Origin of the sequence: Parasphingorhabdus sp. (genome assembly GCF_048267785.1) — a bacterium.
Lineage (GTDB): Bacteria > Pseudomonadota > Alphaproteobacteria > Sphingomonadales > Sphingomonadaceae > Parasphingorhabdus.
Genome location: NZ_JBLWWU010000002.1, coordinates 128,146 through 150,442 on the forward strand (window position 1 = coordinate 128,146; position 22,297 = coordinate 150,442).

22 protein-coding genes are annotated in these 22,297 nt (G+C 57.4%); 13 read left to right on the top strand and 9 right to left on the bottom strand.

What is annotated here, in order from left to right; all coding sequences use genetic code 11:
* Positions 1-27 precede the first annotated feature (27 nt).
* The 3 genes from ACN0VD_RS02665 to ACN0VD_RS02675 all read left to right on the top strand — a co-directional run bounded on the left by ACN0VD_RS02665 (position 28) and on the right by ACN0VD_RS02675 (position 2,334).
* A complete protein-coding gene (locus ACN0VD_RS02665; RefSeq protein WP_417591329.1) occupies positions 28-786 on the top strand; it encodes a crotonase/enoyl-CoA hydratase family protein in 759 nt (252 codons plus the stop codon).
* A 9-nt stretch (positions 787-795) separates the two neighbouring features.
* Positions 796-1,755 (top strand): alpha/beta fold hydrolase, encoded by a 960-nt coding sequence (locus ACN0VD_RS02670; protein ID WP_417591331.1) that lies wholly within the window; start codon positions 796-798, stop codon positions 1,753-1,755.
* A gap of 150 nt (positions 1,756-1,905) precedes the next feature.
* Positions 1,906-2,334: an RcnB family protein gene (locus ACN0VD_RS02675; RefSeq protein WP_417591333.1), complete on the top strand. Its 429-nt coding sequence runs from the start codon at positions 1,906-1,908 to the stop codon at positions 2,332-2,334.
* A 57-nt stretch (positions 2,335-2,391) separates the two neighbouring features.
* On the opposite strand, the gene ACN0VD_RS02680 is transcribed toward ACN0VD_RS02675, so the two are convergent.
* The 6 genes from ACN0VD_RS02680 to ACN0VD_RS02705 all read right to left on the bottom strand — a co-directional run bounded on the left by ACN0VD_RS02680 (position 2,392) and on the right by ACN0VD_RS02705 (position 9,473).
* Positions 2,392-3,177, bottom strand: a complete 786-nt coding sequence (locus tag ACN0VD_RS02680; RefSeq protein WP_417591335.1) for an SDR family NAD(P)-dependent oxidoreductase — start codon at positions 3,175-3,177, stop codon at positions 2,392-2,394.
* Between the two features lie 2 nt (positions 3,178-3,179).
* Entirely contained in the window at positions 3,180-4,157 is a 978-nt protein-coding gene (locus tag ACN0VD_RS02685; protein WP_417591337.1) for an NAD(P)H-dependent flavin oxidoreductase, read from the bottom strand.
* A 71-nt stretch (positions 4,158-4,228) separates the two neighbouring features.
* Positions 4,229-5,272 (bottom strand): acyl-CoA dehydrogenase family protein, encoded by a 1,044-nt coding sequence (locus ACN0VD_RS02690; RefSeq protein ID WP_417591339.1) that lies wholly within the window; start codon positions 5,270-5,272, stop codon positions 4,229-4,231.
* 118 nt (positions 5,273-5,390) lie between these two features.
* The gene (locus ACN0VD_RS02695) at positions 5,391-6,545 is read right to left on the bottom strand and encodes an acyl-CoA dehydrogenase family protein (RefSeq protein WP_417591341.1); all 1,155 of its coding nucleotides are present in this window, start codon (positions 6,543-6,545) and stop codon (positions 5,391-5,393) included.
* A gap of 108 nt (positions 6,546-6,653) precedes the next feature.
* Entirely contained in the window at positions 6,654-8,615 is a 1,962-nt protein-coding gene (locus tag ACN0VD_RS02700) for an alkyl/aryl-sulfatase (RefSeq protein ID WP_417591343.1), read from the bottom strand.
* A 60-nt stretch (positions 8,616-8,675) separates the two neighbouring features.
* Entirely contained in the window at positions 8,676-9,473 is a 798-nt protein-coding gene (locus tag ACN0VD_RS02705; protein ID WP_417591345.1) for an enoyl-CoA hydratase-related protein, read from the bottom strand.
* Between the two features lie 102 nt (positions 9,474-9,575).
* On the opposite strand from ACN0VD_RS02705, the gene gspH reads away from it, so the two are divergent.
* Together gspH and gspI are read left to right on the top strand one after the other, a co-directional pair.
* Positions 9,576-10,055, top strand: coding sequence for a type II secretion system minor pseudopilin GspH (gene gspH, locus ACN0VD_RS02710; protein ID WP_417591347.1), 480 nt, complete (start codon positions 9,576-9,578; stop codon positions 10,053-10,055).
* A complete protein-coding gene (gene gspI / locus ACN0VD_RS02715) occupies positions 10,052-10,453 on the top strand; it encodes a type II secretion system minor pseudopilin GspI (protein WP_417591349.1) in 402 nt (133 codons plus the stop codon). The genes gspH and gspI overlap by 4 nt, the downstream gene beginning before the upstream one ends.
* A 10-nt stretch (positions 10,454-10,463) precedes the next feature.
* Here gspI and ACN0VD_RS02720 read toward each other — a convergent pair whose 3' ends face one another.
* Together ACN0VD_RS02720 and purU are read right to left on the bottom strand one after the other, a co-directional pair.
* Complete coding sequence (locus tag ACN0VD_RS02720) at positions 10,464-11,210, bottom strand: type II CAAX prenyl endopeptidase Rce1 family protein (RefSeq protein ID WP_417591351.1); 747 nt, start codon at positions 11,208-11,210, stop codon at positions 10,464-10,466.
* 103 nt (positions 11,211-11,313) lie between these two features.
* Positions 11,314-12,174 carry a formyltetrahydrofolate deformylase gene (gene purU / locus ACN0VD_RS02725; RefSeq protein ID WP_417591353.1) on the bottom strand — a complete coding sequence of 287 codons (861 nt, stop codon included), beginning with the start codon at positions 12,172-12,174 and terminating at the stop codon, positions 11,314-11,316.
* Positions 12,175-12,300: 126 nt separating this feature from the next.
* On the opposite strand from purU, the gene ACN0VD_RS02730 reads away from it, so the two are divergent.
* The 8 genes from ACN0VD_RS02730 to ACN0VD_RS02765 all read left to right on the top strand — a co-directional run bounded on the left by ACN0VD_RS02730 (position 12,301) and on the right by ACN0VD_RS02765 (position 21,293).
* Positions 12,301-13,050, top strand: a complete 750-nt coding sequence (locus ACN0VD_RS02730; protein ID WP_417591355.1) for a 6-phosphogluconolactonase — start codon at positions 12,301-12,303, stop codon at positions 13,048-13,050.
* Between the two features lie 126 nt (positions 13,051-13,176).
* The gene (locus ACN0VD_RS02735; RefSeq protein WP_417591357.1) at positions 13,177-14,712 is read left to right on the top strand and encodes an acyl-CoA synthetase; all 1,536 of its coding nucleotides are present in this window, start codon (positions 13,177-13,179) and stop codon (positions 14,710-14,712) included.
* 12 nt (positions 14,713-14,724) lie between these two features.
* Entirely contained in the window at positions 14,725-16,035 is a 1,311-nt protein-coding gene (locus tag ACN0VD_RS02740; protein ID WP_417591603.1) for a cytochrome P450, read from the top strand.
* 74 nt (positions 16,036-16,109) lie between these two features.
* On the top strand, positions 16,110-17,540 hold the full coding sequence (locus ACN0VD_RS02745; protein ID WP_417591359.1) for an aldehyde dehydrogenase family protein: 1,431 nt from the start codon (positions 16,110-16,112) through the stop codon (positions 17,538-17,540).
* Positions 17,541-17,674: 134 nt separating this feature from the next.
* The gene (locus ACN0VD_RS02750; protein WP_417591361.1) at positions 17,675-18,847 is read left to right on the top strand and encodes an acetyl-CoA C-acetyltransferase; all 1,173 of its coding nucleotides are present in this window, start codon (positions 17,675-17,677) and stop codon (positions 18,845-18,847) included.
* A gap of 62 nt (positions 18,848-18,909) precedes the next feature.
* The gene (locus ACN0VD_RS02755; RefSeq protein ID WP_417591363.1) at positions 18,910-19,692 is read left to right on the top strand and encodes an SDR family NAD(P)-dependent oxidoreductase; all 783 of its coding nucleotides are present in this window, start codon (positions 18,910-18,912) and stop codon (positions 19,690-19,692) included.
* 62 nt (positions 19,693-19,754) lie between these two features.
* Positions 19,755-20,627 carry a crotonase/enoyl-CoA hydratase family protein gene (locus ACN0VD_RS02760; RefSeq protein ID WP_417591365.1) on the top strand — a complete coding sequence of 291 codons (873 nt, stop codon included), beginning with the start codon at positions 19,755-19,757 and terminating at the stop codon, positions 20,625-20,627.
* 36 nt (positions 20,628-20,663) lie between these two features.
* Complete coding sequence (locus tag ACN0VD_RS02765; RefSeq protein ID WP_417591367.1) at positions 20,664-21,293, top strand: TetR family transcriptional regulator; 630 nt, start codon at positions 20,664-20,666, stop codon at positions 21,291-21,293.
* A gap of 7 nt (positions 21,294-21,300) precedes the next feature.
* On the opposite strand, the gene yghU is transcribed toward ACN0VD_RS02765, so the two are convergent.
* Positions 21,301-22,191: a glutathione-dependent disulfide-bond oxidoreductase gene (yghU, locus tag ACN0VD_RS02770; RefSeq protein ID WP_417591369.1), complete on the bottom strand. Its 891-nt coding sequence runs from the start codon at positions 22,189-22,191 to the stop codon at positions 21,301-21,303.
* Positions 22,192-22,297 lie beyond the last annotated feature (106 nt).

Below are 22,297 nucleotides of genomic sequence, written 5' to 3' on the forward strand. Positions count from 1 at the left end.
TCTAAATGATACAGAAGGAGAAATAAAATGTCAGAAGTACTCACCGAAATCCAGGACGGTTTTATCATCGTCACGATCAACCGGCCCGACGCCAAAAACGCGATGACCAAGGCGGCTGCCGAAGGCATTCGCGCGGCGATGGAGCAGCTCGACAATGATAACAGCCTCAACGCGGGCATCATCACCGGAGCTGGCGGCACATTCTGTTCCGGCATGGATCTCAAGGGCTTTTTGCGCGGTGAAACGCCGTCGGTCAAAGGCTATGGCTTTGGCGGTATCACCGAGAAGGGTCCGGAAAAGCCGCTGATCGCTGCGGTCGAAGGCTATGCTCTCGCGGGTGGCCTCGAACTGGCTCTGGCCTGCGACCTCTGCGTCGCGAACGTCAACGCGAAATTCGGTATTCCGGAAGTGAAACGCAGCCTTGTTGCAGCCGCTGGCGGCGTGATCAAGCTGCAGCAGATTGTCGGCAAGCGGATCGCCATGGAATGGGCCCTGACCGGTGATTTCTTCACCGCACAGCGCGCCTATGAAGTTGGTTTCGTCAATCGCGTGACCGAGGGCGCTGCCCTTGAGGCCGCAATCGAGCTGGCAACGACGGTCGCTGCCAATGGCCCGCTGGCGCTCAAGGCGACCAAGAAGATCATCAACGAAAGCTATGACTGGACCAGCGAAGAGGCCTGGAAGAAACAGGCCGAAATCACCAAACCGGTGTTCACCTCCAAGGATGCGCAGGAAGGCTCGCTAGCCTTTGCCCAGAAGCGTAAACCCGACTGGAAAGGTGAATAAGCCGAACCTATGGCAAGCAAAGATATTGTAGACCAGTGGGCAGCGTCGCAAGACCTGCCCGCATGGTTCGTCCAGGCGATGGCCGTGCCGCGCGAAGAAGCCTTTGTCGAAGTCGACGGGCACAAGGTCCATTATTTCCGCTGGGGAAAGCGCGGCAAGCCGCCGCTGCTGATGACCCACGGCTTTCTTGCGCACGCCCGCTGTTTCGCCTTTATCGCGCCATTCCTCGCCGAAGATTATGATATTGTCTCTTATGATCTCGCCGGGATGGGCGACAGTGAAATCCCCGACAATTGCGATAGCGACAAGCGTGCGGAAGGCATGATCGCACTGGCTGAAGCGCTCGACCTGTTCTCCGGCACAGTAAAGCCCAAGATCATCGCGCACAGCTTTGGTTCCGGCGTTGCCCTCACTGCAATGGAGATGGCAGGAGGGCGTTTCGGCGGGCTGATCATCTGCGACCTGATGGTGATGCGGCCGGAGAGACTGGCAGCCCATTTTGAAAATGGTGGCGGCCCGCCGGGTTCCGGTCGGTCGGATCGACCCAATAAGGTCTATCCCGATTATGAAAGCGCGCGCGCCCGGTTTGTCCTGTCGCCGCCGCAGGCGGTGCAGGAGCCATTTCTGTTCGAATATATGGCCTATCATTCCTTGCGTCCGGTGCAGGGCGGTCCGCAGCAGGGCTGGTCATGGAAATTTGATCCGATGGTTTTCCACCGCAATGAGAATGATATGGCCAAATGGGCGCATACACCCCAGCGTATTGTTGACCTGCCGCATCGGCTGGCGATCGTCTATGGCGAGAACAGCACGCTTTTCGATAGCGACAGCGCGGCCTATCTCCGCGAACTGGGCGGTGACCATATACCGATGATCGCGATTCCTGAGGCAGAACATCATCTGATGCTGGATCAACCGCTGGCGCTGGTCACGGCGTTGCGGTCGATCTTGGCTCTCTGGACGGATTAGCGGCCCGGTAGCTGATTGCCAGATGAACGAAACGGATTTCTGCGACAATCTAGTACAAAAAACCGCGAATCTGACAAAGGCCTGCGACAGGTCTCCCCTATTTCTACCTGTGACGCCGCAGTTGGCGCCGGATAGAAAAAGGAATTGAAGATGAAAAAGTTTCTGATGGCTTTGGCAGTGACAACAATGGCGGTGTCCCCGGTGGTTACCGCTCAGGCAGAAGCTGCTCCGCACCAATCGTCCAAGAAGACGACGACACACAAGACGGTCCAGAAAACGACTGCGAGCAAGCAGGGCAAGCGTACCGTTACCAGAACGGTCACCCAGCAGAAAGCGGCTCCTGCGCGCTACACAAGAACATCAGTGACGGTGAAGCAGAATCATCGTAACTGGTCCAAAGGTCAGAAGTTCGACCGGCGCTATGCCACCAATTACCGGGTGATCGATAATCCCCGTGCCTATCGGCTGTCGAATGCGCCGCGCGGTTACCAGTGGGTCCGGTCCGGCAATGATGCGGTTCTGATCGCCGTGACCAGCGGCATCATCGGAGCGGTCATCGGCAACGCGATTGCCCGTTAGGATCGATTATCCCAATATAAGCGAGAGTCCCCGGGAGCGATTTCGGGGACTTTTGTTTCAGGCGTTCTTGATCGTCAGCCCGCCATCGACAGGGATGACCGCGCCGGTCAGAAAACTGGCCGACGGCAATACGCAGGACAGGGTCATATGCGCGACTTCTTCGGGAATGGCGTAGCGACGCAGCGGAACCCGCCGCTTCGCATAGATGGTCTTATGTTCTTCAGAAATCGCGCCGGTGATACCGGTGCGGACCGGGCCGGGGCAGACGCAATTGACGGTAATCCCTTCACGGCCCAGATCGACGGCGAGACCACGCGTCAAGCCGATCACGCCATGTTTTGCCGCGGCATAGGGGCTGTTGCCCGGCGTCGCGCCCAACCCTTCGGTGGATGCAATATTGACGATCCGGGGATGTTCCGCCTTGCGTAGATGGGGCAGGGCCGCACGGATCATTCTTTGATGGGCGGACAGCATGACGTCCAGTGTCGGGCCCCAACTGTCTTCATAGCTGTCTTCTGCAATGTCGGCAGGGATGGCGAAGCCCGCATTGTTAACGAGAATATCAATCCCACCAAAGCTACGGGCAATCTCACCGACAACCGCCTTGATCACATCGGGGTTGCTGACATCCAGCGCCCAGGCCTGGGCAGTGCCGCTATAATCCGCCGCCGCAATTTCTGCGACGACGGCATCGCATTTCGCTTGATCCAGATCGGTGACGGCAACATGCGCGCCTTCCGAGGCAAAAAGATGCGCGGTCGCCCGCCCCATACCGCTGGCCGCACCGGTGACGATCGCGACCTTGCCAGCAATGGAGCGGCTGAGCGGTTGATAGGGTTCCACGATCAGCCGGCCATAAACCCTTTGAGCCGCTGGTTGATGATCTGGTCTGCTTCGGCCATGATCCGGTCGATCAGTTCCTGACAGGTCGGGATATCGTTGATCAGGCCGGCGACCATGCCGCAACTCCATGCACCGGCATCCATCGTGCCTTCTTTCATGATCTTGGGATAGACGCCCGCGACCTGTTCGATAACGTCAGAGAATTGCAGGTCGGCGCCCTTCTCCTTTTCGATTTCCAGCAGCCGTTCCACCGCCGCATTGGTCAGCACCCGTTCGGTGTTGCGCAAGGGGCGCATGACAAGACGGGTATCCAGTTCGCTGGCTGCGACAATCGCGTCCTTCACATTCTGGTGCACCGGTGCTTCCTTGGTGGCGATAAAGCGGGTGCCCATGTTCATGCCCTCTGCGCCCATGGCGAGCGAGGCAACCAGGCTGCGACCGTCGGCCTGACCACCGGATGATACGAATGGGATGTCCAGTTCGTCGGCAGCGCGCGGCAGCAGGATCATGTTCGGAATATCGTCTTCGCCGGGATGGCCGCCGCATTCGAATCCGTCGACCGAGACCGCGTCACAGCCGATGCTCTGGGCCTTTAGCGCGTGACGGACGGCGGTGCATTTGTGGATCACCTTGATGCCGGCGTCGTGCAGGGCAGGGAGCACCTGGACCGGATTGTTGCCTGCGGTTTCGACGACCTTGACGCCACCTTCGATAATAGCCTTGACCATGCCTTCATAGTCGGGCGAATTGACCACCGGCAGGAAGGTCAGGTTCACGCCGAACGGCTTGTCGGTCATATCGCGGCACTTGGCGATTTCATCGGCCAGTGCGGCAGCAGAAGGTTGGGTCAATGCAGTAATGATACCAAGCCCACCGGCGTTGGACACCGCAGCGGCGAGTTCGGCAAATCCAACATAATGCATCCCGCCCTGGATGATCGGATGTTCGATGCCGAATAGCTCAGTAATACGTGTTTTCATGGACTTGGCTCCTGTTTTTGGAAGAATTGGAAGCATGTCTGCTTCCTTCCGGGAATCATTTAATCGCGCGATTAACTAGCGGCCCCTTGGCTCTCCGTCCAGTCCCCAGTTGTAACGCCTTTCCAGATTTGATCTGGCGATTGCGCCGCGAGTGCCTCGCCGAGCCGTTTTGACCACAGAAATTCGTTCCCCAGCGCATCGCGCCACGCCCACAGGCGACGGGTATAATGGTGCAGATCATATTCCTGGGTATAGCCCATCGCGCCGTGAACCTGATGGAAGGGGACGGTGACCGTCTCGACGCTGTGGCCGATCTGGACCTTGGCAATGACGGCGTCTTGCCAGGCCCGTTCCGGATCATCGCTATGGCGCGCTATGGCGCTGGCGGCCTGTGTCGCCGCCATGGTTGCCGCTGCGCATTCGGAAGCGGCGACAGCCAGTTGCTGCTGAATCGCCTGGAATTTTGACAAAGGTCGCCCGAATTGTTCGCGCTGCGTGACATAATCGATGGACAGGCCGAGCGCTGTTTCCATTGCCGCCGCCATTTGCACCGCGCGGACGGTCAGAATCAGCGCTTCAAACGCCCGGCGGGACAGACCGGTTTTCGCCGATTGCTCGGCGACATGGCCGGAAAAGACAAATTGCGTCATGCCATCGGGCGACAGCGACTCTTCCGGCGAGCGGACGGCGGCGCGATTGTCGAACAAGGCAATCTCGTGATGCGCCTCGTCGAACAACACGATCTTGTCGGCGTGCATGCCAAAGGGAATGTCGGCGCTCGGCGTATGTCCGCTAAGCGCGAAGCTGGCGCTGCCGTCTGCAGGTTCCAGTCCGGCCCGGTCGAGCATCCAGTTGGCGATCAAAGTTTCGGCAAAAGGAACCGGCGAAGCCGCCCGGGCAGAAGCCCATATTGCGCCGAAGGTTTCGTCATAGTCAGCACCGAATCCCCCATTGGCTTCGCTAACCCAGGCGAGTGACAGGCCGTTTTCGACGAGTGCGTCCCAGAGCGCTTGCGGATATTGGCCCGCTTCCGCTTCGTGCGGGACTTCCCGTGCGCACAGGTCGGTGTAGATTTTCGTGGCCGTTTCGGCGACCATTCCTTGCGTGTTTATCATGGTAACAACTTGCCTTGAATGGAACCGTTCGCACTGAGCTTGTCGAAGTGCGGCTCTTGCCGTTGGTGGTCCTTCGACGGGCTCAGGACGAACGGTGTGATATGCATGGGCTCTGGCATCATCTCAGCCCCAATTGCCGCGCGGTGATTCCGCGCATCACCTCTGTCGTGCCGCCGCGCAGCGTGTTGGGTGGGGAGCGTAGCACGCCCATATTCATGATCCGGCGCATGTCCGGGCTCCACTCTTCGGTGGGCAGGTCGTTGAGCATCGCGCGCACCTGCTGGGTCAGGTCATTCTCCAGCCGGTTGCCGAGATCCTTGACCAGCGCCGCTTCGGTTTCGGGCGAGACGCCCTGTTTCAGCAGATTGGCGATGCCCCAGGACATGCCTTTCAGCGTCCGCAGGCTGGCGATCAGCTTGCCGAGCCGGGCATGGCTGTCCGATCCCATTTTTCCGGTAAGCTGATATAGCGCGGTTTCCAGCGTGATATAGCTGGACAGAAAGCGTTCAGGACCGGAGCGTTCCATCGCCAGTTCCCCGGTCACCTGTTTCCAGCCGCCGCCTTCTTCGCCGAGCAGGCAGTCGTCGGGGACAATGACGTCCTCGAAATAGACTTCGTTGAAATGCGCGTCACCCGACAGGTCGATAATCGGCTTGATGGTGACACCGGGCAGGCTGAGGTCAATCATGATCTGGGACAGGCCGACATGGCGGTTGCGGCCATCGGCGGGTGATGTGCGCAGCAGGGCGACCATATAATGGGATATCTGAGCCCCGGAGGACCAGATTTTCTGGCCGTTGATCTTCCAGCCTTCGGGAACTTTCTCGGCTTTGGTTTTGACATTGGCGAGATCGGAACCGGCTCCCGGCTCGCTCAGGCCAATGGCAAAATAACATTCGCCGGCGGCGATGCGGGGCAATATGTCCAGCTTCTGCTCTTCGGTACCGTGAGCGAGCAACATCGGCGCATGCTGGCGGTCGGCGATCCAGTGGGCAGCGACCGGTGCGCCAGAGCGCAAGGTTTCCTCGGTGACAATATAGCGTTCGAGCGCGCTCTTGTCGTGGCCGCCATATTGGCTCGACCAGGTCAGACCGATCCAGCCGCGCTTGCCCATTTTCTTCGAAAATTCCGGGTCGGCGGAGGCCATCCAGCATTCCGGTTCGGGCCGGAAATTCCCGGCCCTGCGTTCTTCGCTCAGGAAGGCCTGCAATTCGCCGCGCAACTCTTCGAGCGCCGGATCGGGCTGGACAACGGGGAAGTTAAATCGCTGCATGGTGCAATCCTTATGTGGTCCAATCCGTTCGTGCTGAGCTTGTCGAAGCACCTCTCTCGGGAATGCGCCCTTCGACAGGCTCAGGGCGAACGGAAGTTAGCCTCTGTATCACGGAGTCACAATATCGAACTGCGGGTCGACCTCGTCAAGCGCGCCGAACATGGTTGCCATCAAGGCCGCATTGCCGCTGACGAGCATCTCCTTGTCCTGGATCAGTTCCTGCGGACTGGTCTCGCGCATCAGCAATTTCGTGAACAGCGCCCGGCTGATGGTGATCTGCGTGTCCGATCCGTCGGCGGTGATGGCATAATCCTCGCCACGCGGGAACATGACGCTCTTGCCGAGATCGATACTGACCGCTTCTTTCCGATCGGGGAACCAGAAGCGGATGATGCCGCCATCCCCCCGCATCTTTGCCGGGTTGAAGCGGGTTGCCATGGCATCGAACAGATCGACGGCCGGAATTCCGCTCAACACCTTTTCATTGGCGGTGCTGATAGAATTTTTGACATTATTGCCCTCGCGCAGTTCTTTTGCGCCAACCAGATAGATATTGCGCCATGTCCCGGCTTCGGTCTGGAAACCGAGCTGTTCATAGGTAGAGGCCAGCCAGTCTTTTGCGATCTGGCTGGCCGGGTCGGCGAAGACCAGATGGTTGAAGACCGTGGCTGCCCAGCGATAGTCGCCCTGGGCAAAGGCCTTTTCACCTATTGCCAGCGCCTTGTCTGCGCCGCCCATCGCCGCGACATATTTTTTTGAAGCCTCGACCGGCGGCAGTTGGTGATAATGGGCCGGCACTGCATCCCACCAACCGAAATAGCGCTGATAGACCGCCTTGCTGTTATGGTTGAGCGTGCCGTAATAATCGCGCACGCCAAAGTCGCTCTTGGCGAAATCCGGCTCGCCGATATTCTCGGCAATCTCGTCCATCGTTGCGCCCTGATTGGCCTGCCGCATGGTCTGGTCGTGGACATAGCGATAGATGCCGCGCTGGTTCTTCAGGGCAGTCTGCACATTGCTGCTGCCCCATGTCGGCCAGTGATGGGAAGCCAGCATGACGTCCGACTTGCCGCCGTATTTTGCGAGCATGTCGTCAATCACCTTGCTCCACTTGAGCGTATCGCGGACCAGCGCCCCGCGCGGGGTCAGCACATTGTGAAAGGTGCGGGTCACCACTTCGGCGGTGTGAAGCGCCTTATATTGCGGCAGGTAGAAGACCAGCTCGGCCGGCGCTTCGGTCTCGCCGGCATCCATGAAGTTGAAAGTAATGCCGTCGACCGTCAGCATCTCGCCGTCCTTGCTGATCGAACGGGTTGGCGGGATGAGAGCGACTTCGCCACTCGACAGTTTCTGGCCGAGGCCCCCCCCGACCTGACCGGTCTTGCCCACCGGCAGGGCGGTCCCGAATTGAAATTGTACACGCCGGTTCATCGCGGTCCCGGCGATCACGCTTTCGCCGACGGACTCAGCGAGAAAGCCGTGCGGTGCGATGACCTGTATCTTGCCCGACTGGATATCCTCAGCCGAAGCGACGCCGCGAACGCCGCCGAAATGATCGCCGTGGCTATGGGTGAAAATCACTGCGACCACCGGTCTGTCGCCCAAGGTCTCGTTGGCCAGCGCAAGGCCCGCTTTCGCTGGCGCCGGGGTGGTCAGTGGATCAATGACGATCCAGCCGGTCTTGCCGGCGATCAAGGTCATCTGCGCCAGATCATAACCGCGAATCTGGTAGATGCCAGGCACGACCTCGAACAGACCATGGATGCTGTTGAGCTTGCCCTGCCGCCAGAGCGAAGGATTGACCGTATCCGGCGCATCTCCCTGCATGAAATCGAACTGGCGCGAATCCCATGCGACCGAGCCGTCTTCGTTCAGAATCTGGTCGTCTTCAATCTTCGCCAGAAATCCGCGTCTGGCATTTTCGAAGTCCGTCTGGTCGGCGATCGGCAGGCGGGCGGCCACTTCGGCATTGGCGGCCTTGGTCGCTTCGGTGGCAACGCCTTGTGGAGGAGCGGCAATTATTGGTGCAGCCGACATCAAGGCGACAATCAAAATAGCAGTCCTGTTCATTCTCTCTCTCCCTCTGGCACTCCTGCTTTTGCAGGATTATTATTCTTCTGTCGGCAAAATCTACTGTCCCTTGAACACCGGCTTTCTTTTCTCGAGTATCGCATCAATTGCTTCCTGATGATCGTCAAGCTGTTGCAATACGCCCTGGAACAGTGCCGCCTGATCGAGATTTTCCTTCAGCGTCACGCTCTGGGCCGTGCGGACCAGTTCCTTGGTCTTGCGGATCGCCAGCGGTGGCAACGCTATAACCATCTCCGCCAGTTCATAGGCACGTTCGAGCAGCTTTTCGTTCGCCACGACTTCCGAAACCAGACCGTAATCCCGCGCCTTGGCAGCATCGATAAATTCGCCGGTGAACAGCATCTGGTTGGCCCGGGCCTGTCCGATAAGCCTCGGCAGTAACCAGGCTCCACCATCACCCGGAATGAGTCCGACCCGCAAAAAGCTCTCGGCAAATATCGCGTCTTCGCCCGCGATGCGGATATCGCACATGGTGGTCAGATCATTGCCGGCGCCGATGGCATGACCATTGACCGCGGCAATCACCGGCACGGAAATTTGCGAGAACGCCAATGGGATCCGCTGGATACCGGTCTTGTACCAATTCTCGATTTCGACCGGTGACATATTCTGATCGGCGGTCATCGCCTTGATCTCGTGCAGATTGCCGCCTGCGGAAAAGCTCTTGCCGTTGGCGGCGAGCACGACGCAACTGACCGATGTGTCGGCGTCGGCCTTGTTGATCGCGTCAACCAAGGCCTCGCACAAATCCTTTGATAGCGCATTGCGCGTGTCCGGTTTGTTCAACGTGATTGTAACGATGCGGTCATTTTTCTCGTAGAGAATGACGTCAGTCATCAAATATTCCTTTGCCCTGCGTTTCTTTTCTATGCTGCTGTCATTGCAGGGGATAGCGGATTCTGCAAGACTCGCTCCAACCAACTGGTTAAATGAACCATAATGATCCGACAGAAAACCCCAACTGGCCGGCAGGATACAGCAGGCTTCACCCTGGTGGAGCTGATGGTCGTGCTGCTGATCATCGGGTTGATGGCATCGATCGTCGTCTTTTCCTTTCCCGGCGGCAGCAGCGCTCTGGAGGAAGATGCCCAGCGTTTTGCCGCACGCACGGCGGCGCTGCGCGACAATGCGATCCTGCAATCGCGACCGATGGCGGTGCAGGTCACACCCTCTGGCTATAGTTTTCTGGAACGACGCAGGGGCAGCTGGTCGGTGATCGAGGACAAACCGTTCGTGTCAACCAACTGGTCCAGCGGTGTCCGCGCGGCCACCGGCGAGACCGGACCGATGATGATCAGTTTTGAAAGCACCGGCCTGCCCAGTGAACAGGCCGAGCTTGTCTTGCAGCGCGAAGATCAGAGCAGGCGGGTGCTGATCGCTCCGATGGGCGATGTAAAACTGGCTGGATCAGCGCCATGAACAGGTCGGGCGAGCGCGGTTTTACCCTGATCGAAATGCTGGTCGCGCTGTCGGTGTTCAGCCTCGCCGCGCTGGCCCTGATCCGGCTGCAGGCCTTTACCACCCATAATGCCGCTGAGCTGGAACTGCGGGTTGTCGCACAATCGGTGGTCCGCAACCGGGCGGTCGAAATTCTCACCGATCCGCGTCCGCCGAGTCTCGGGGAGAGCAGCGGTCAGGAACACAATGGCGGTCTCGATTGGACTTGGACGCAAAGCGCGCAAATGGCCGACGATGGCCGGTTCGTGCAGGTCGATATAAAGACCCGGGAAAACACCAGCGGCGCTGCGGCTGCGCTGACAATATTGCGGCCAGCCGGGGAGCTGCGCGCGGTCGAACCGCCGCCACCGGTTGACTAGTGTCGCTGGCCTAGAAAAACTGATTGGCCAGATTAGTCGCATTATGCGCGATAATCGGCAGCAGGATACTGCCCGTACGGAGTCTGATCCACATCAATGCGCCGCCGAGAATGCCGGTAATGACCAGCGCAACCCAGTCTGCCTGTACCACAGCGTTCTGGACGAAAATACTGTGTCCCAGCGCGAAGAACAGCGTTGCCAGAACGGCTCCCCACGGGATGGTCGCGCCCATCAGGTCCCAGGCTCTGCCCGAAACCGCCAGTGACAAAGTAAGCAATAACAGGCCGCGAAACATCAGTTCTTCATCCATACCGGGGATGGTCGCCTGATAGATCAGCGTTTCCGCGTCCAGATTGGTCCCGTCATTGACCAGCAGTTGAAGGCCGACAATGAAGGCGACCATCCCCGCCACAACGATGAGCGAGGGGATCACGGAGCCTTGTTCCTGCTTCAGGGTCAGTCCGGCGTCGGCCAAATTGAGACGCTTGGATGGGACGATGACGGCCGCGATCATGATCAGACTGGCGACGATCGCCAGTATCTTGCCGGACCAGTTATATTTCTGATCTTCAAACATGCCGGAAATGCCCGGCAAATCAATGCCGAAGAATATCGCGCCGGTGTAAACAGCGTAAATGCCGATCGACACGACCAGCCAAACCGGCGAGACAACCGCTTTTTTGGTGATAACAAGTAACAGCGCGAGCGCGACAACCGGCGTCCACCATATTGCCATTGTCCATATCATGTCCTGCATGATTCCATCCTCCCCCATAGAAAAAGACCGCAGCTATATTGCTGTATTACTACGCTATATCAGTATGAGGGCTAATCGTCAATTATGACGCGCGGCCGTCGGGTCAGCGAAACACCACGGTCCGGTTGCCATTGAGCAATATCCGATGCTCGCCGGCCCACTTGACTGCCTTGGCCAGAACCTGTGCCTCGATATCGCGGCCGATACGGATCATGTCTTCCACGCTGGCCCGGTGATCGACGCGATCAACCGCCTGTTCGATAATCGGTCCTTCATCGAGATCCTTGCTGATGAAATGGGCCGTTGCGCCGATCAGCTTGACTCCGCGCGCATGGGCACGGTGATAGGGTTTCGCACCCTTGAAGCCGGGCAGGAAACTATGGTGAATATTGATGCCGCGCCCGGCCAGTTTCTCGCTCATATTGTCCGACAAGATCTGCATATAGCGCGCAAGAACAAGATATTCCGCGCTGTTCTGATCCATAATATCCAGAATTTGCTGTTCCTGTTCCGCGCGGTTTTCGTCGGAAACCGGGAAATGGTGGAACGGCACGCCATGCCATTCCGTCAAAGCGCGCAAATTTTCATGATTGCTGACCACGGCGACAATATTGACCGGCAATCCACCGGTTTTCCATCTGTGCAGCAGATCATTGAGACAGTGGCTACCTTTGGAAACCGCGATAACAATATTGGGTTTTACCGCGCCGCTCACCAGAGTCCAGTCGAGCGCATATTGCCTGCCGATTGCCGAAAATTTCTCGGTTAGCGCATCAAGGCTGGACGGAAACTTCTCGCCCGCGCTGGTGAACTCGACCCGCATGAAAAAGCGTTTCTGTTCAAGATCGGCATATTGCTGGCTGTCGAGAATGAAGCCTTCATATTCCGCCAGAAATCCGGCCACGGCAGCGACCAGACCGACCCGGTCTTCTGCGGTGAATGTTAGAATATAATTTTCCGTCATATGCAAATCGCCTTTTCCGGCCCCAATTGGCGCAAAGTTTCGGATTTGAAAAGCGGGTTTTTCCCTTGTGCTGATGTGTGCAGCGATTAGAAGCGCGGGAGACTTGATACAGATCTGGATATTGTGATGAGCAAACTCGAAGATGCATTAGAAAATTTTGACATGGATGACGTGCCGGAAGACGAGGAATCGATGCTCGAATGGTGGGATTTTGATGATTCCGCCGAGATGGTCGAGGCGATCGCCGGCGATATCCAGTTCATTATAGAAAGCGCCCTTGATGCGCGCGGCGATGCATTGCTCGCTTTACCCGTCAGTGACGAAGCGATGCCGGTGCTTGAGGCGCTGGCTGAAAAACAGATCAAGTGGAAACATGTCACGATCATCCCGACCGATGATTTGCTGATACCGCTTGATGATCCGCGCAGTCACGTCAAGACGCTGGCGCAACTGTTTCTAACCCGCGGTGCGCGGGTGCTGCCGCTGGCACCGGATCATGACGATTATCATATGGCCGGTGCCGCCGCCGATGCGCGGTTGCGCGATACGAAATGGCCAGCGGATCTGGTCTGGCTCGGCATGGGCGAGGGCGGCAGCACTGCCGGAATCATGGAAAGCGCGGATATGGAGGAAGCGCTTGACGGTCCGCCGGAAAAACTGGTGGTCGGGCTGCTCCCCGACGATGGCGAGACGCCGCTGGTGACCCTCACCAAGGCTGCGATCTGCGAAGCGCGGACGGTGATTGTCCTGCTCAAGGGTGCTGAAAACCAGTCACTGCTGGAAGCGGAAATCGAACAGGGCGCCACCAGCATGACCCCGATCGGCAGGATTTTCGCTGATTTGGCTGTTCCTGTGGATATATATGTAGAAAATTAAAGGCGTCTGTCGGGCCTCATTCGCCAGTGATATGACTATCCATTGATTTAACTATACGATTAAACCATGATGCTTCCATTGCGAATCGCCCGAACAGGTGATCGATCAATTGGAGAGCGCCAACCTATGCATCCCTATCTGCACGCCCGGGAAAATCCCGACAAGCCAGCCGTCATTATGGCCGGATCCGGAGAAGTCATCACTTATGGTGAACTCGACAAGCGCTCCAACCAGATAGCCCAGCTGTACCGGTCCCGCGGTCTGCAAATTGGCGATACGGTTGCGATCTGCATGGAAAACCATCCGCAATTCTTCCCAGTGACCTGGGGTTCGCAGCGCTCTGGCCTGATCCAGGTCGCCATTTCCAGTCGCCTGACCGCCGATGAAGTCAGCTATATTTTGAAGGATTCCGGCGCCAAATTGCTGGTCGGTTCAAAGCAGATGCTGCCGATACTAGACCAGATAAAATCATTGAATCCCGACGTCGGCCAACTGGTATTCGGCGCCGATGACGAGCGAAACATGGACGCTGTACTGGATAGCATGCCTATCACGCCAATTGCCGATGAACGGGCGGGCGTCGACATGCTCTATTCCTCGGGTACGACCGGTACGCCCAAGGGGATAAGACTTCCTCTGCCAGAGGATGAAGACATTGCCGGGCGCAATGCTCTCGGGGCGCTTGCCGAAATGATTTTCGGTTTTCACAAAAACTGCGTCTATCTGTCACCCGCTCCGCTTTATCATGCAGCGCCGTTGCGCTGGAACCTCGCCGTGCAGGCACTGGGTGGTACCAGCGTCATCATGGAGAAATTTGATCCGGAACAGGCGCTGGCGCTGATCGAAAAATATCGCTGCGATGTCGGGCAATTTGTCCCGACCCATTTTGTCCGGATGCTGAAATTGCCGGAAGAGACACGGGCCAAATATGACGTCTCCTCGATCAAGAGCGCGGTGCACGCCGCCGCGCCGGTGCCGATTCCGATCAAGGAAGCGATGATCAAATGGTGGGGACCGGTGCTCAACGAATATTATGCCGGGACCGAAGGTAATGGCTTTGTTTTCTGCAATAGCGAAGGCTGGCTGGCGCACAAGGGTTCGGTCGGCCAGCCGGTCAATTGCCAGATTCACATTTGCGACGAAAATGGCGAAGAAGTGGCCGTTGGTGAAGAAGGCCAGATCTATTTCGAAGGCGGTGCGAAATTCGAATATCATAATGACCCGGAGAAAACCGAAAGTGCAACCCACGCCAAGGGCTGGACCTCGCTCGGCGATGTCGGGAAGCTGGACGAGGACGGCTTTCTTTATCTGACCGACCGCAAGAGTTTCATGATCATTTCCGGCGGCGTGAACATCTATCCGCAGGAAATCGAAAATCTGCTGGTCTCCCATGAGAAGGTAGCTGATGCTGCGGTTATCGGGGCGCCCGATGACGATATGGGCGAGAAAGTTGTTGCCGTCGTACAGCCGATGGACATGGCGGATGCGGGTGAGGATTTGGCGCAGGAACTGGAAGCCTATCTCCGGCAGTCGCTATCCGGCGTCAAAATCCCGCGCCAGATCGACTTTCGTGCGGACCTGCCGCGTCACGCCACGGGCAAACTCTACAAGCGGCATTTGCGCGACGAATATTGGGCGAACAATGACGGTCAAGCCAAATAAAGGAACCGAATGATGGTAGCCGATACAATTCCAGCCTTGTCGCCAGAAATGGGGGCGCAGGTCGTGGACCCGCGAAGCTATGCCGAATGGGATGGCCTGCTCGACACATTCGACTGGCTGCGCGACAACAGGCCGGTTGCCCGGGTCATGGCGCCGGACGATAGTTTCGATCCGTTCTGGCTAGTCACCCGCTATGACGATGTCATGCGAATATCAAAGGACAACAAGACCTTCCTCAACAACCCGCGCAGTGTTGTCTTTTCCGCACGTGAAGGTCTTGATTTTGTCGAGAATGTTACCGGCGGCAGCCCGCATCTGGTGGCATCGCTGGTCACGTTTGATGCGCCGGTCCATCCGAAATATCGCAGGTTGACCCAAGACTGGTTCATGCCGAAAAATCTGCAGAAGATGGAAGCGGAAATTGGCGCACTGGCAAAGACCACGGTCGACCGTCTGGTTGACGCGGCTGACAATGACGGTGTTGTGGATTTCGTGTCTGCTGTCGCAGCGCCTTACCCGCTGCATGTGATCATGCAGATACTGGGCGTGCCGGAGGAGGACGAGCAACGGATGCTGTTCCTGACCCAGCAAATGTTCGGTGGGCAGGATGAAGATCTGAACAAGAGCAACATGGCGAATATGACGGCCGAGCAGATTACCCAGCTGGTGGCTGGAGCCGTGGCCGATTTTACCGCCTATTTCTCCAAACTGACGGCAGAGAAGCGCGCCCATCCAACAGACGATGTGGCAAGCGTGATCGCCAACGCCACCGTCGATGGCGAGCCGCTCAACGACCGCGATATGGCCGGCTATTATATCATTGTTGCCAGCGCGGGGCACGATACGACCTCGGCCTCGACTGCTGGAGCGATGATGGCTCTGGCTCAGGATCCCGAGCAGTTCGCCCGGGTCAAGGCCGATCGCAGCCTGTTGTCCGGGATTGTCGAGGAGGCCATTCGCTGGACCAGTCCTGTGCAGCATTTCATGCGCACGGCGGCAGAAGATACCGAGATCGGTGGGCAGAAGATCGCCAAGGACGACTGGCTGATGATTAACTATGTTGCCGCCAATCATGACCCCGCACAATTTGAAAATCCGCGGAAATTTGACGCGGCACGCTCGCCCAACCGGCATCTGGCTTTCGGTGCGGGCGCGCACCAATGTCTCGGACTGCACATGGCGCGGCTGGAAATGAGGATATTGTTCAACGAGCTGCTTGACCGGATCGAGACACTGGAACTGGCAGGCGAACCCAAACGCGCCAAGTCGACTTTTGTCGGCGGGCTCAAAAGCCTGCCGATCCGCTATAGTCTATCAAAATGAATGGCGCGCTACGCCTTGTAATGCAGTTTAAGTGACTCAAATAGAATCGACGGGAAATCCCAAAGGAGAGCAAGATGGTTACGCAATATAAGAATCTGATTAACGGCGAGATGGTCGGCACGACGGATGTGCTGGATGTCGTCAATCCGGCCAATGAAGAAGTCATTGGCCAGGTGCCCGCCTGCGGGGAAGCCGAGCTCAATCAGGCTGTGGCCGCGGCGCGGGCTGCCTTCAAGACCTGGTCGAAGGTGCCGATCGAGGAACGCCGCAAGGTGGTTCAGGCCATTGCCGGCGTGATCAACGAGAATAATGACGAGCTGTTCCGCTTGCTCACCGCCGAGCAGGGCAAGCCCCATGCCCAGGCACAGGGTGAGATCATGGGCGCAGCCTATATGGCGGGTTCGCAGGCAACGCTCGATCTCGAAGACGAGATCAACGAGGATACGGAAGAGAGGCTGAGTCGCACACGCCGCGTACCGGTCGGTGTGGTTGCCGGCATCGTGCCGTGGAATTTTCCGGTAATGATGGCGGTGCAGAAAATTGCCCCCGCTCTCCTGTCCGGTTGCACCATCGTGCTCAAGCCTTCGCCGTTCACGCCGTTGACCACCTTGCGTCTGGCCGAACTGATCAAGGACGTGACCCCTCCGGGCGTCGTCAATATCATTACCGGCGAAGACAGCCTCGGTCCGTTAATGACTTCGCACCCCGATATCGACAAGATCACCTTCACTGGATCGACCGCAACCGGCAAGAAGATCATGGAAGGCGCCTCAAAGGATCTCAAGCGGATCACGCTGGAACTGGGCGGCAATGACGCCTCGATCGTTCTCCCCGATGCCAATGTCGAAAAGGTAGCCGAGCAACTGTTCTGGTCAAGCTTCACCAATGCCGGCCAGATCTGCGTCGCCGCGAAACGCATCTATATCCATGAGGATATTTATGACGAACTCAGCGCCGCGATCGCCGAATATGCCAAAAATGTGAAAGTCGGCGACGGTGCACAGCAGGGTACCGCGGTCGGTCCGATCCAGAACAAGAAGCAATATGAACGGGTGTTGGAACTGGTGCAGGATGCCAAGGATAATGGTTATAAATTCCTGGTCGGTGGCGACGCCAAGGACGAGAGTATACCCGGCTATTATGTCCCGATCACGATTCTTGACAACCCGCCCGAAGATGCGCGGATCGTTGCCGAGGAACAATTTGGTCCGGTCATGCCGCTGATGAAATTCAGCACCACCGACGAGGCGATCAGCCGCGCCAACAATAGCGAATATGGCCTTGCCGGAGCAGTGTGGACAGCCAACCCCGACGAAGGTGTCCGGGTTGCCGAGCAGCTGGAAACCGGTACTGTTTGGGTCAATGAATTCCTTCACCTGTCGCCCTTCGCACCCTTCGGCGGACACAAGCAGTCCGGCTTTGGGGCTGAATATGGCAAGGAAGGGCTGCTCGAATTCACCTATCCGCAGGTGATTACGGTGAAGAAAGACAATGTGCCCGCCTGATCTGGCATAAGCATGAATCGAAAAAGCCGGTTATCACTATTGTGATGACCGGCTTTTTTATTTGACGCTAGCGCGTCTGCGGTTTAACTGACCAGTTAAATTATCAACTCTCAACCAATCAAAGGAATAAGATTATGGCTGAAGCCTATATTGTTGACGCGGTTCGTACCGCTGGTGGTCGTCGCGGCGGTCGTTTGGCAGGTGTGCATCCGGTAGATCTGGGCGCTGCCACGCTGAACGCGATTGCCGACCGCAACGATTTCGATACGAGCGCGATTGAAGATGTGATCACCGGCTGCGTCATGCAGGGTGGCGAGCAGAGTGGCGACGTGGGCCGTAATGCGGTTCTCGCCTCCAACCTGCCTGACAGCATTCCATCGGTTTCTATCGATCGCCAGTGCGGTTCTTCGCAGCAGGCCATCCAATTTGCGGCGCAGGGCGTCATGTCCGGTACCCAGGACATGGTTTTGGCGCACGGCATCGAAAGCATGACCCGCGTTCCCATGGGTTCGACCTTCAAACTGTTCAAGGATGCCGGCCTTGGCACGAACAAATCCGAAGGGCTCGAAAAAGCCTATCCCGGCATTAATTTCAGCCAGTTCATGGGCGCCGAAATGATGGTCAAAAAGCATGGTTTCACCCGTGAAGATCTCGACCGGTTTGCTCTTGAAAGCCACCAGAAAGCCGTAAAGGCAGTTGAATCCGGTGCATTCGACAATGAAATCGTTCCGATTGAAATCGAAACTGCCGAAGGCAAGGAGATGCACAAGGTTGACGAAGGTATTCGCTTCGACGCCACCATGGAAAGCATCGGGGCTGTCAAGGTTCTGCAGGAAGGTGGCGCGATCACTGCTGCCAACGCCAGCCAGATTTGCGATGGTTCGAGCGCAGTATTGGTCTGCTCCGAACAGGCGCTGAAAGACCATGGCTTGACGCCGCGCGCGCGGATCGTCAATCTGACCGTGACCGCCGGTGACCCGGTGATCATGCTGGAAGAACCCCTGTTCGCAACCGACCGCGCCCTGCAGCGCGCCGGTATGAATATCGGTGATATCGATCTGTATGAAGTCAACGAAGCCTTCGCACCGGTTCCACTCGCATGGCTCAAGCATGTCGGTGCCGATCGCGACAAGATCAACGTCAATGGCGGCGCGATTGCTCTGGGCCACCCGCTCGGCGCTTCGGGAAGCAAATTGATGGCAACTTTGCTTAATGCGCTGGAAGCACGCGGATCGAAATATGGTCTCCAGACGATGTGTGAAGGCGGTGGTCAAGCGAACGTGACCATCATCGAACGGCTCGGTTAATGTAAATTATCGTCATCCTGAACCAGGTTCAGGATGACGAACGATAGAAGAAAGACATACATATGGAACTCAACAGCAATATTTCAGCCGTCATTACCGGTGGTGCTTCAGGCCTGGGCGCGGCAACCGCTCGCCGTCTGGCGGCAAAGGGCGTCAAGGTCGCTTTGTTCGACCTCAACGAGGAAAAAGGCGAAGCGCTTGCTGCCGAACTGGGCGGAACTTTCTGCAAGGTCAACGTGACCGAAGACGACAGCGTCGATGCGGGCTTTGAAAAGGCTCGCGCCGCAAACGGTCAGGAGCGCATTCTTGTGAACTGCGCCGGTATCGGCAATGCGATCAAGACCGCCAGCCGGTCTCGGGAAGATGGTTCGATCAAGCATTTCCCATTGGATAAGTTCAACTTTGTCATCCAGGTCAATCTGGTTGGTACCTTCCGCTGCATCGCCAAATCGGCAGCCGGCATGTTGACGCTTGATCCACTGGAAGACGGCGATCGCGGCGCGATGGTCAACACCGCTTCGGTTGCGGCTGAGGACGGTCAGATCGGTCAGGCTGCCTATTCCGCCTCCAAGGGCGGCGTAGTCGGCATGACCCTGCCAATCGCGCGCGACCTGTCCCGCGAAGGCATTCGCGTCAACACCATCCTGCCCGGCATTTTCGATACGCCGCTGCTTGCTGGTGCACCGCAAAATGTGCGTGATGCTCTGGGTGCGATGGTTCCGCATCCTCCGCGCCTGGGTCAACCCGACGAATATGCCGCGCTCGCATTGTGCATGATCGAGACGCAATATTTCAACGGCGAAGATGTCCGTCTCGACGGTGGCATCCGGATGGCACCACGCTAAACAACATAAATCAGGGGGCTGCGAGAAATTCGCGGCCCTTTTTGTATCTGATGGAGAAGTTCATGACCGACTATACGCAGATCCTCTATGACGTCGCCGACAATATCGCGACGATCACGATCAATCGTCCGGAAAAGATGAACGCCTTTACCAGCACGATGATTCGGGAAATGACCGACGCCTTTGATCGCATAGATGCCGATGACGATGTGCGTGCCGTGGTGGTGACCGGAGCCGGTGACCGTGCCTTTTGCGCCGGAGCCGATCTGACCCCCGAAGACGGCAAGAAACCCTTCGCCAGCGACGATCCGGTGGAGGATTATTCCGATCCGCGTGTCCGCGATGGCGGTGGCCTGCTGATCCTGCGTATCTATCAGTGCCTGAAACCGGTGATCGGCGCCATCAACGGCGTTGCCGTCGGCGTTGGCGCAACCATGTTGCTGCCGATGGATATGCGGCTGGCCAGCGAGACCGCGCGCTTCGGTTTTGTCTTCGCCCGTCGCGGCATTGCGCCGGATGGCGCGGCCAGCTGGTTCCTGCCCAATCTGGTCGGACGGGCGCAGGCGCTGGAATGGTGCCTCACCGGCCGCGTTTTTGACGCACAGGAAGCGCTGGACGGTGGCCTGGTCCGGTCGCTCCACAAGCCCGACGAATTGTTGCCCGCCGCTTATGCGCTGGCGCGCGAGATTGTCGACAATACGGCTCCGGTATCGATCGCCGTGACGCGGCAGATGCTGTGGCAATTACCCGCCGCCGCGCACCCGATGGAAGCGCATAAAGTCGATAGCCGGATCATCTATAATCGCGCAAAATCAGCCGACGCCAAAGAAGGTATTGCCAGCTTTCTGGAAAAGCGCAGCCCAAAATATCCGGATAAAGTGTCGAGTGACTTGCCAGACAGCTTCCCATGGTGGGATGAACCCGTTTATAGGTGACCGATTCGTGACAATATGTGCTTGGGGGAAAGATAAATGATCGACGACAAGCCGAGGATCAAGGAAAATGAAGCGGGTGCCCGGGACAAGCTGATCGAGACCGCCAGCCAGATCATGCGCGAGGGAGATACGATCGATATTTCCTTCAGCGAGCTATCGGTCCTGTCCGGTCTCAACAGCGCGTTGGTCAAATATTATTTCGGCAACAAGGATGGCCTGCTTGAAGCGATCCTTGAGCGCGACATGGACAATATACTGGATCAGGTTGGTCTGCTGATCAAAAAGGACTGGCCCCCGGAAGACAAGCTGCGCCATCATATTGGCGCGGTGATCGATACCTATCATGAGTTCCCGTATATCAACCGCCTGACCATGCGGCTGATTCGCGAGCTACCACCGGAAGGCGCGCGCAAAATCGCCGACAAATATCTGAAGCCGCTGTCCGAGGCCTATAAGATTTTTGTCGGAGAAGGTATCACGTCGGGCGTGTTTCGCACGGTCGATCCCGATCTCTTCTATTCGGCGGTTACCGGCGCGGCAGACAGGTTCTTTACCGGCAAGCTGGTATGGAAATATTGCTATGGCCGCGAGGATTTCGACGAGCGGATGCGCGATGCCTATCGGGAACAGACGGTCGACCTGATCATGGCCGGGATTTTGAAGTAACGGGCCTCTATTCCGCCGCTTCGCCTTCCGGTTCCAGCTTGTCCTGTGTGCGCAATTCGAAATCGCTGGCATCATGCCGTTCGCGTAACTGACCTTCAGGATCACCCCATGCACGATTGACCATTTTGCCGCGCTGTACGGCAGGACGTTGGGCAATCATGTCGGTCCAGCGGTTCATGTGCTTGTATGACGCGGTGTCGAGGAATTCGGCGGCTTCGTAAACGACATTTTTGACCAGTGCGCCATACCATGGCCAGATCGCCATATCGGCGATGCTATATTCATCACCCGCCATATATTCATTGTGGGCGAGATGGCGGTCGAGCACATCCAGCTGGCGTTTTACTTCCATCGCAAAACGGTCGATGCAATATTCGATCTTCACCGGTGCATAGGCATAGAAATGGCCAAAGCCGCCGCCGAGATAGGGGGCGCTGCCCATCTGCCAGAACAACCAGTTGAGTGCTTCGGTGCGCTTGTGATGATCGCTGGGGAGGAAGGCTCCGAATTTTTCGGCGAGATAGAGCAGGATCGAACCGGATTCGAAAACACGTGTCGGCTTGTCCGTGCTATGATCCATCATTGCGGGGATCTTGCTATTCGGGTTGATATCGACAAAGCCGCTGCCGAACTGATCGCCTTCGCCGATATTGATGAGATAGGCGTCATATTCCGCGCCCTTGTGGCCGAGCGCCAGCAGCTCCTCGAGCATGATCGTGACCTTCACGCCATTGGGCGTCGCCATCGAATAGAGCTGGAGCGGGTGCTTCCCAACCGGTAGCTCGACCTCCTTGGTCGGGCCGGCAATCGGCCGGTTGATATTGGCGAAACGGCCACCATTGGCCTTGTCCCATTTCCAGACTTTCGGGGGCGTGTAATCGGGCAGATTATCGGTCATGACATCATTCCTTTATGGATTGGCCTGTGTTGCTTTCGACAAACGGTAGCATTTGAAACCGCATCGATCACGCAAGTTTTTCTGCGTCCGCTCCAAGCGGATTTAT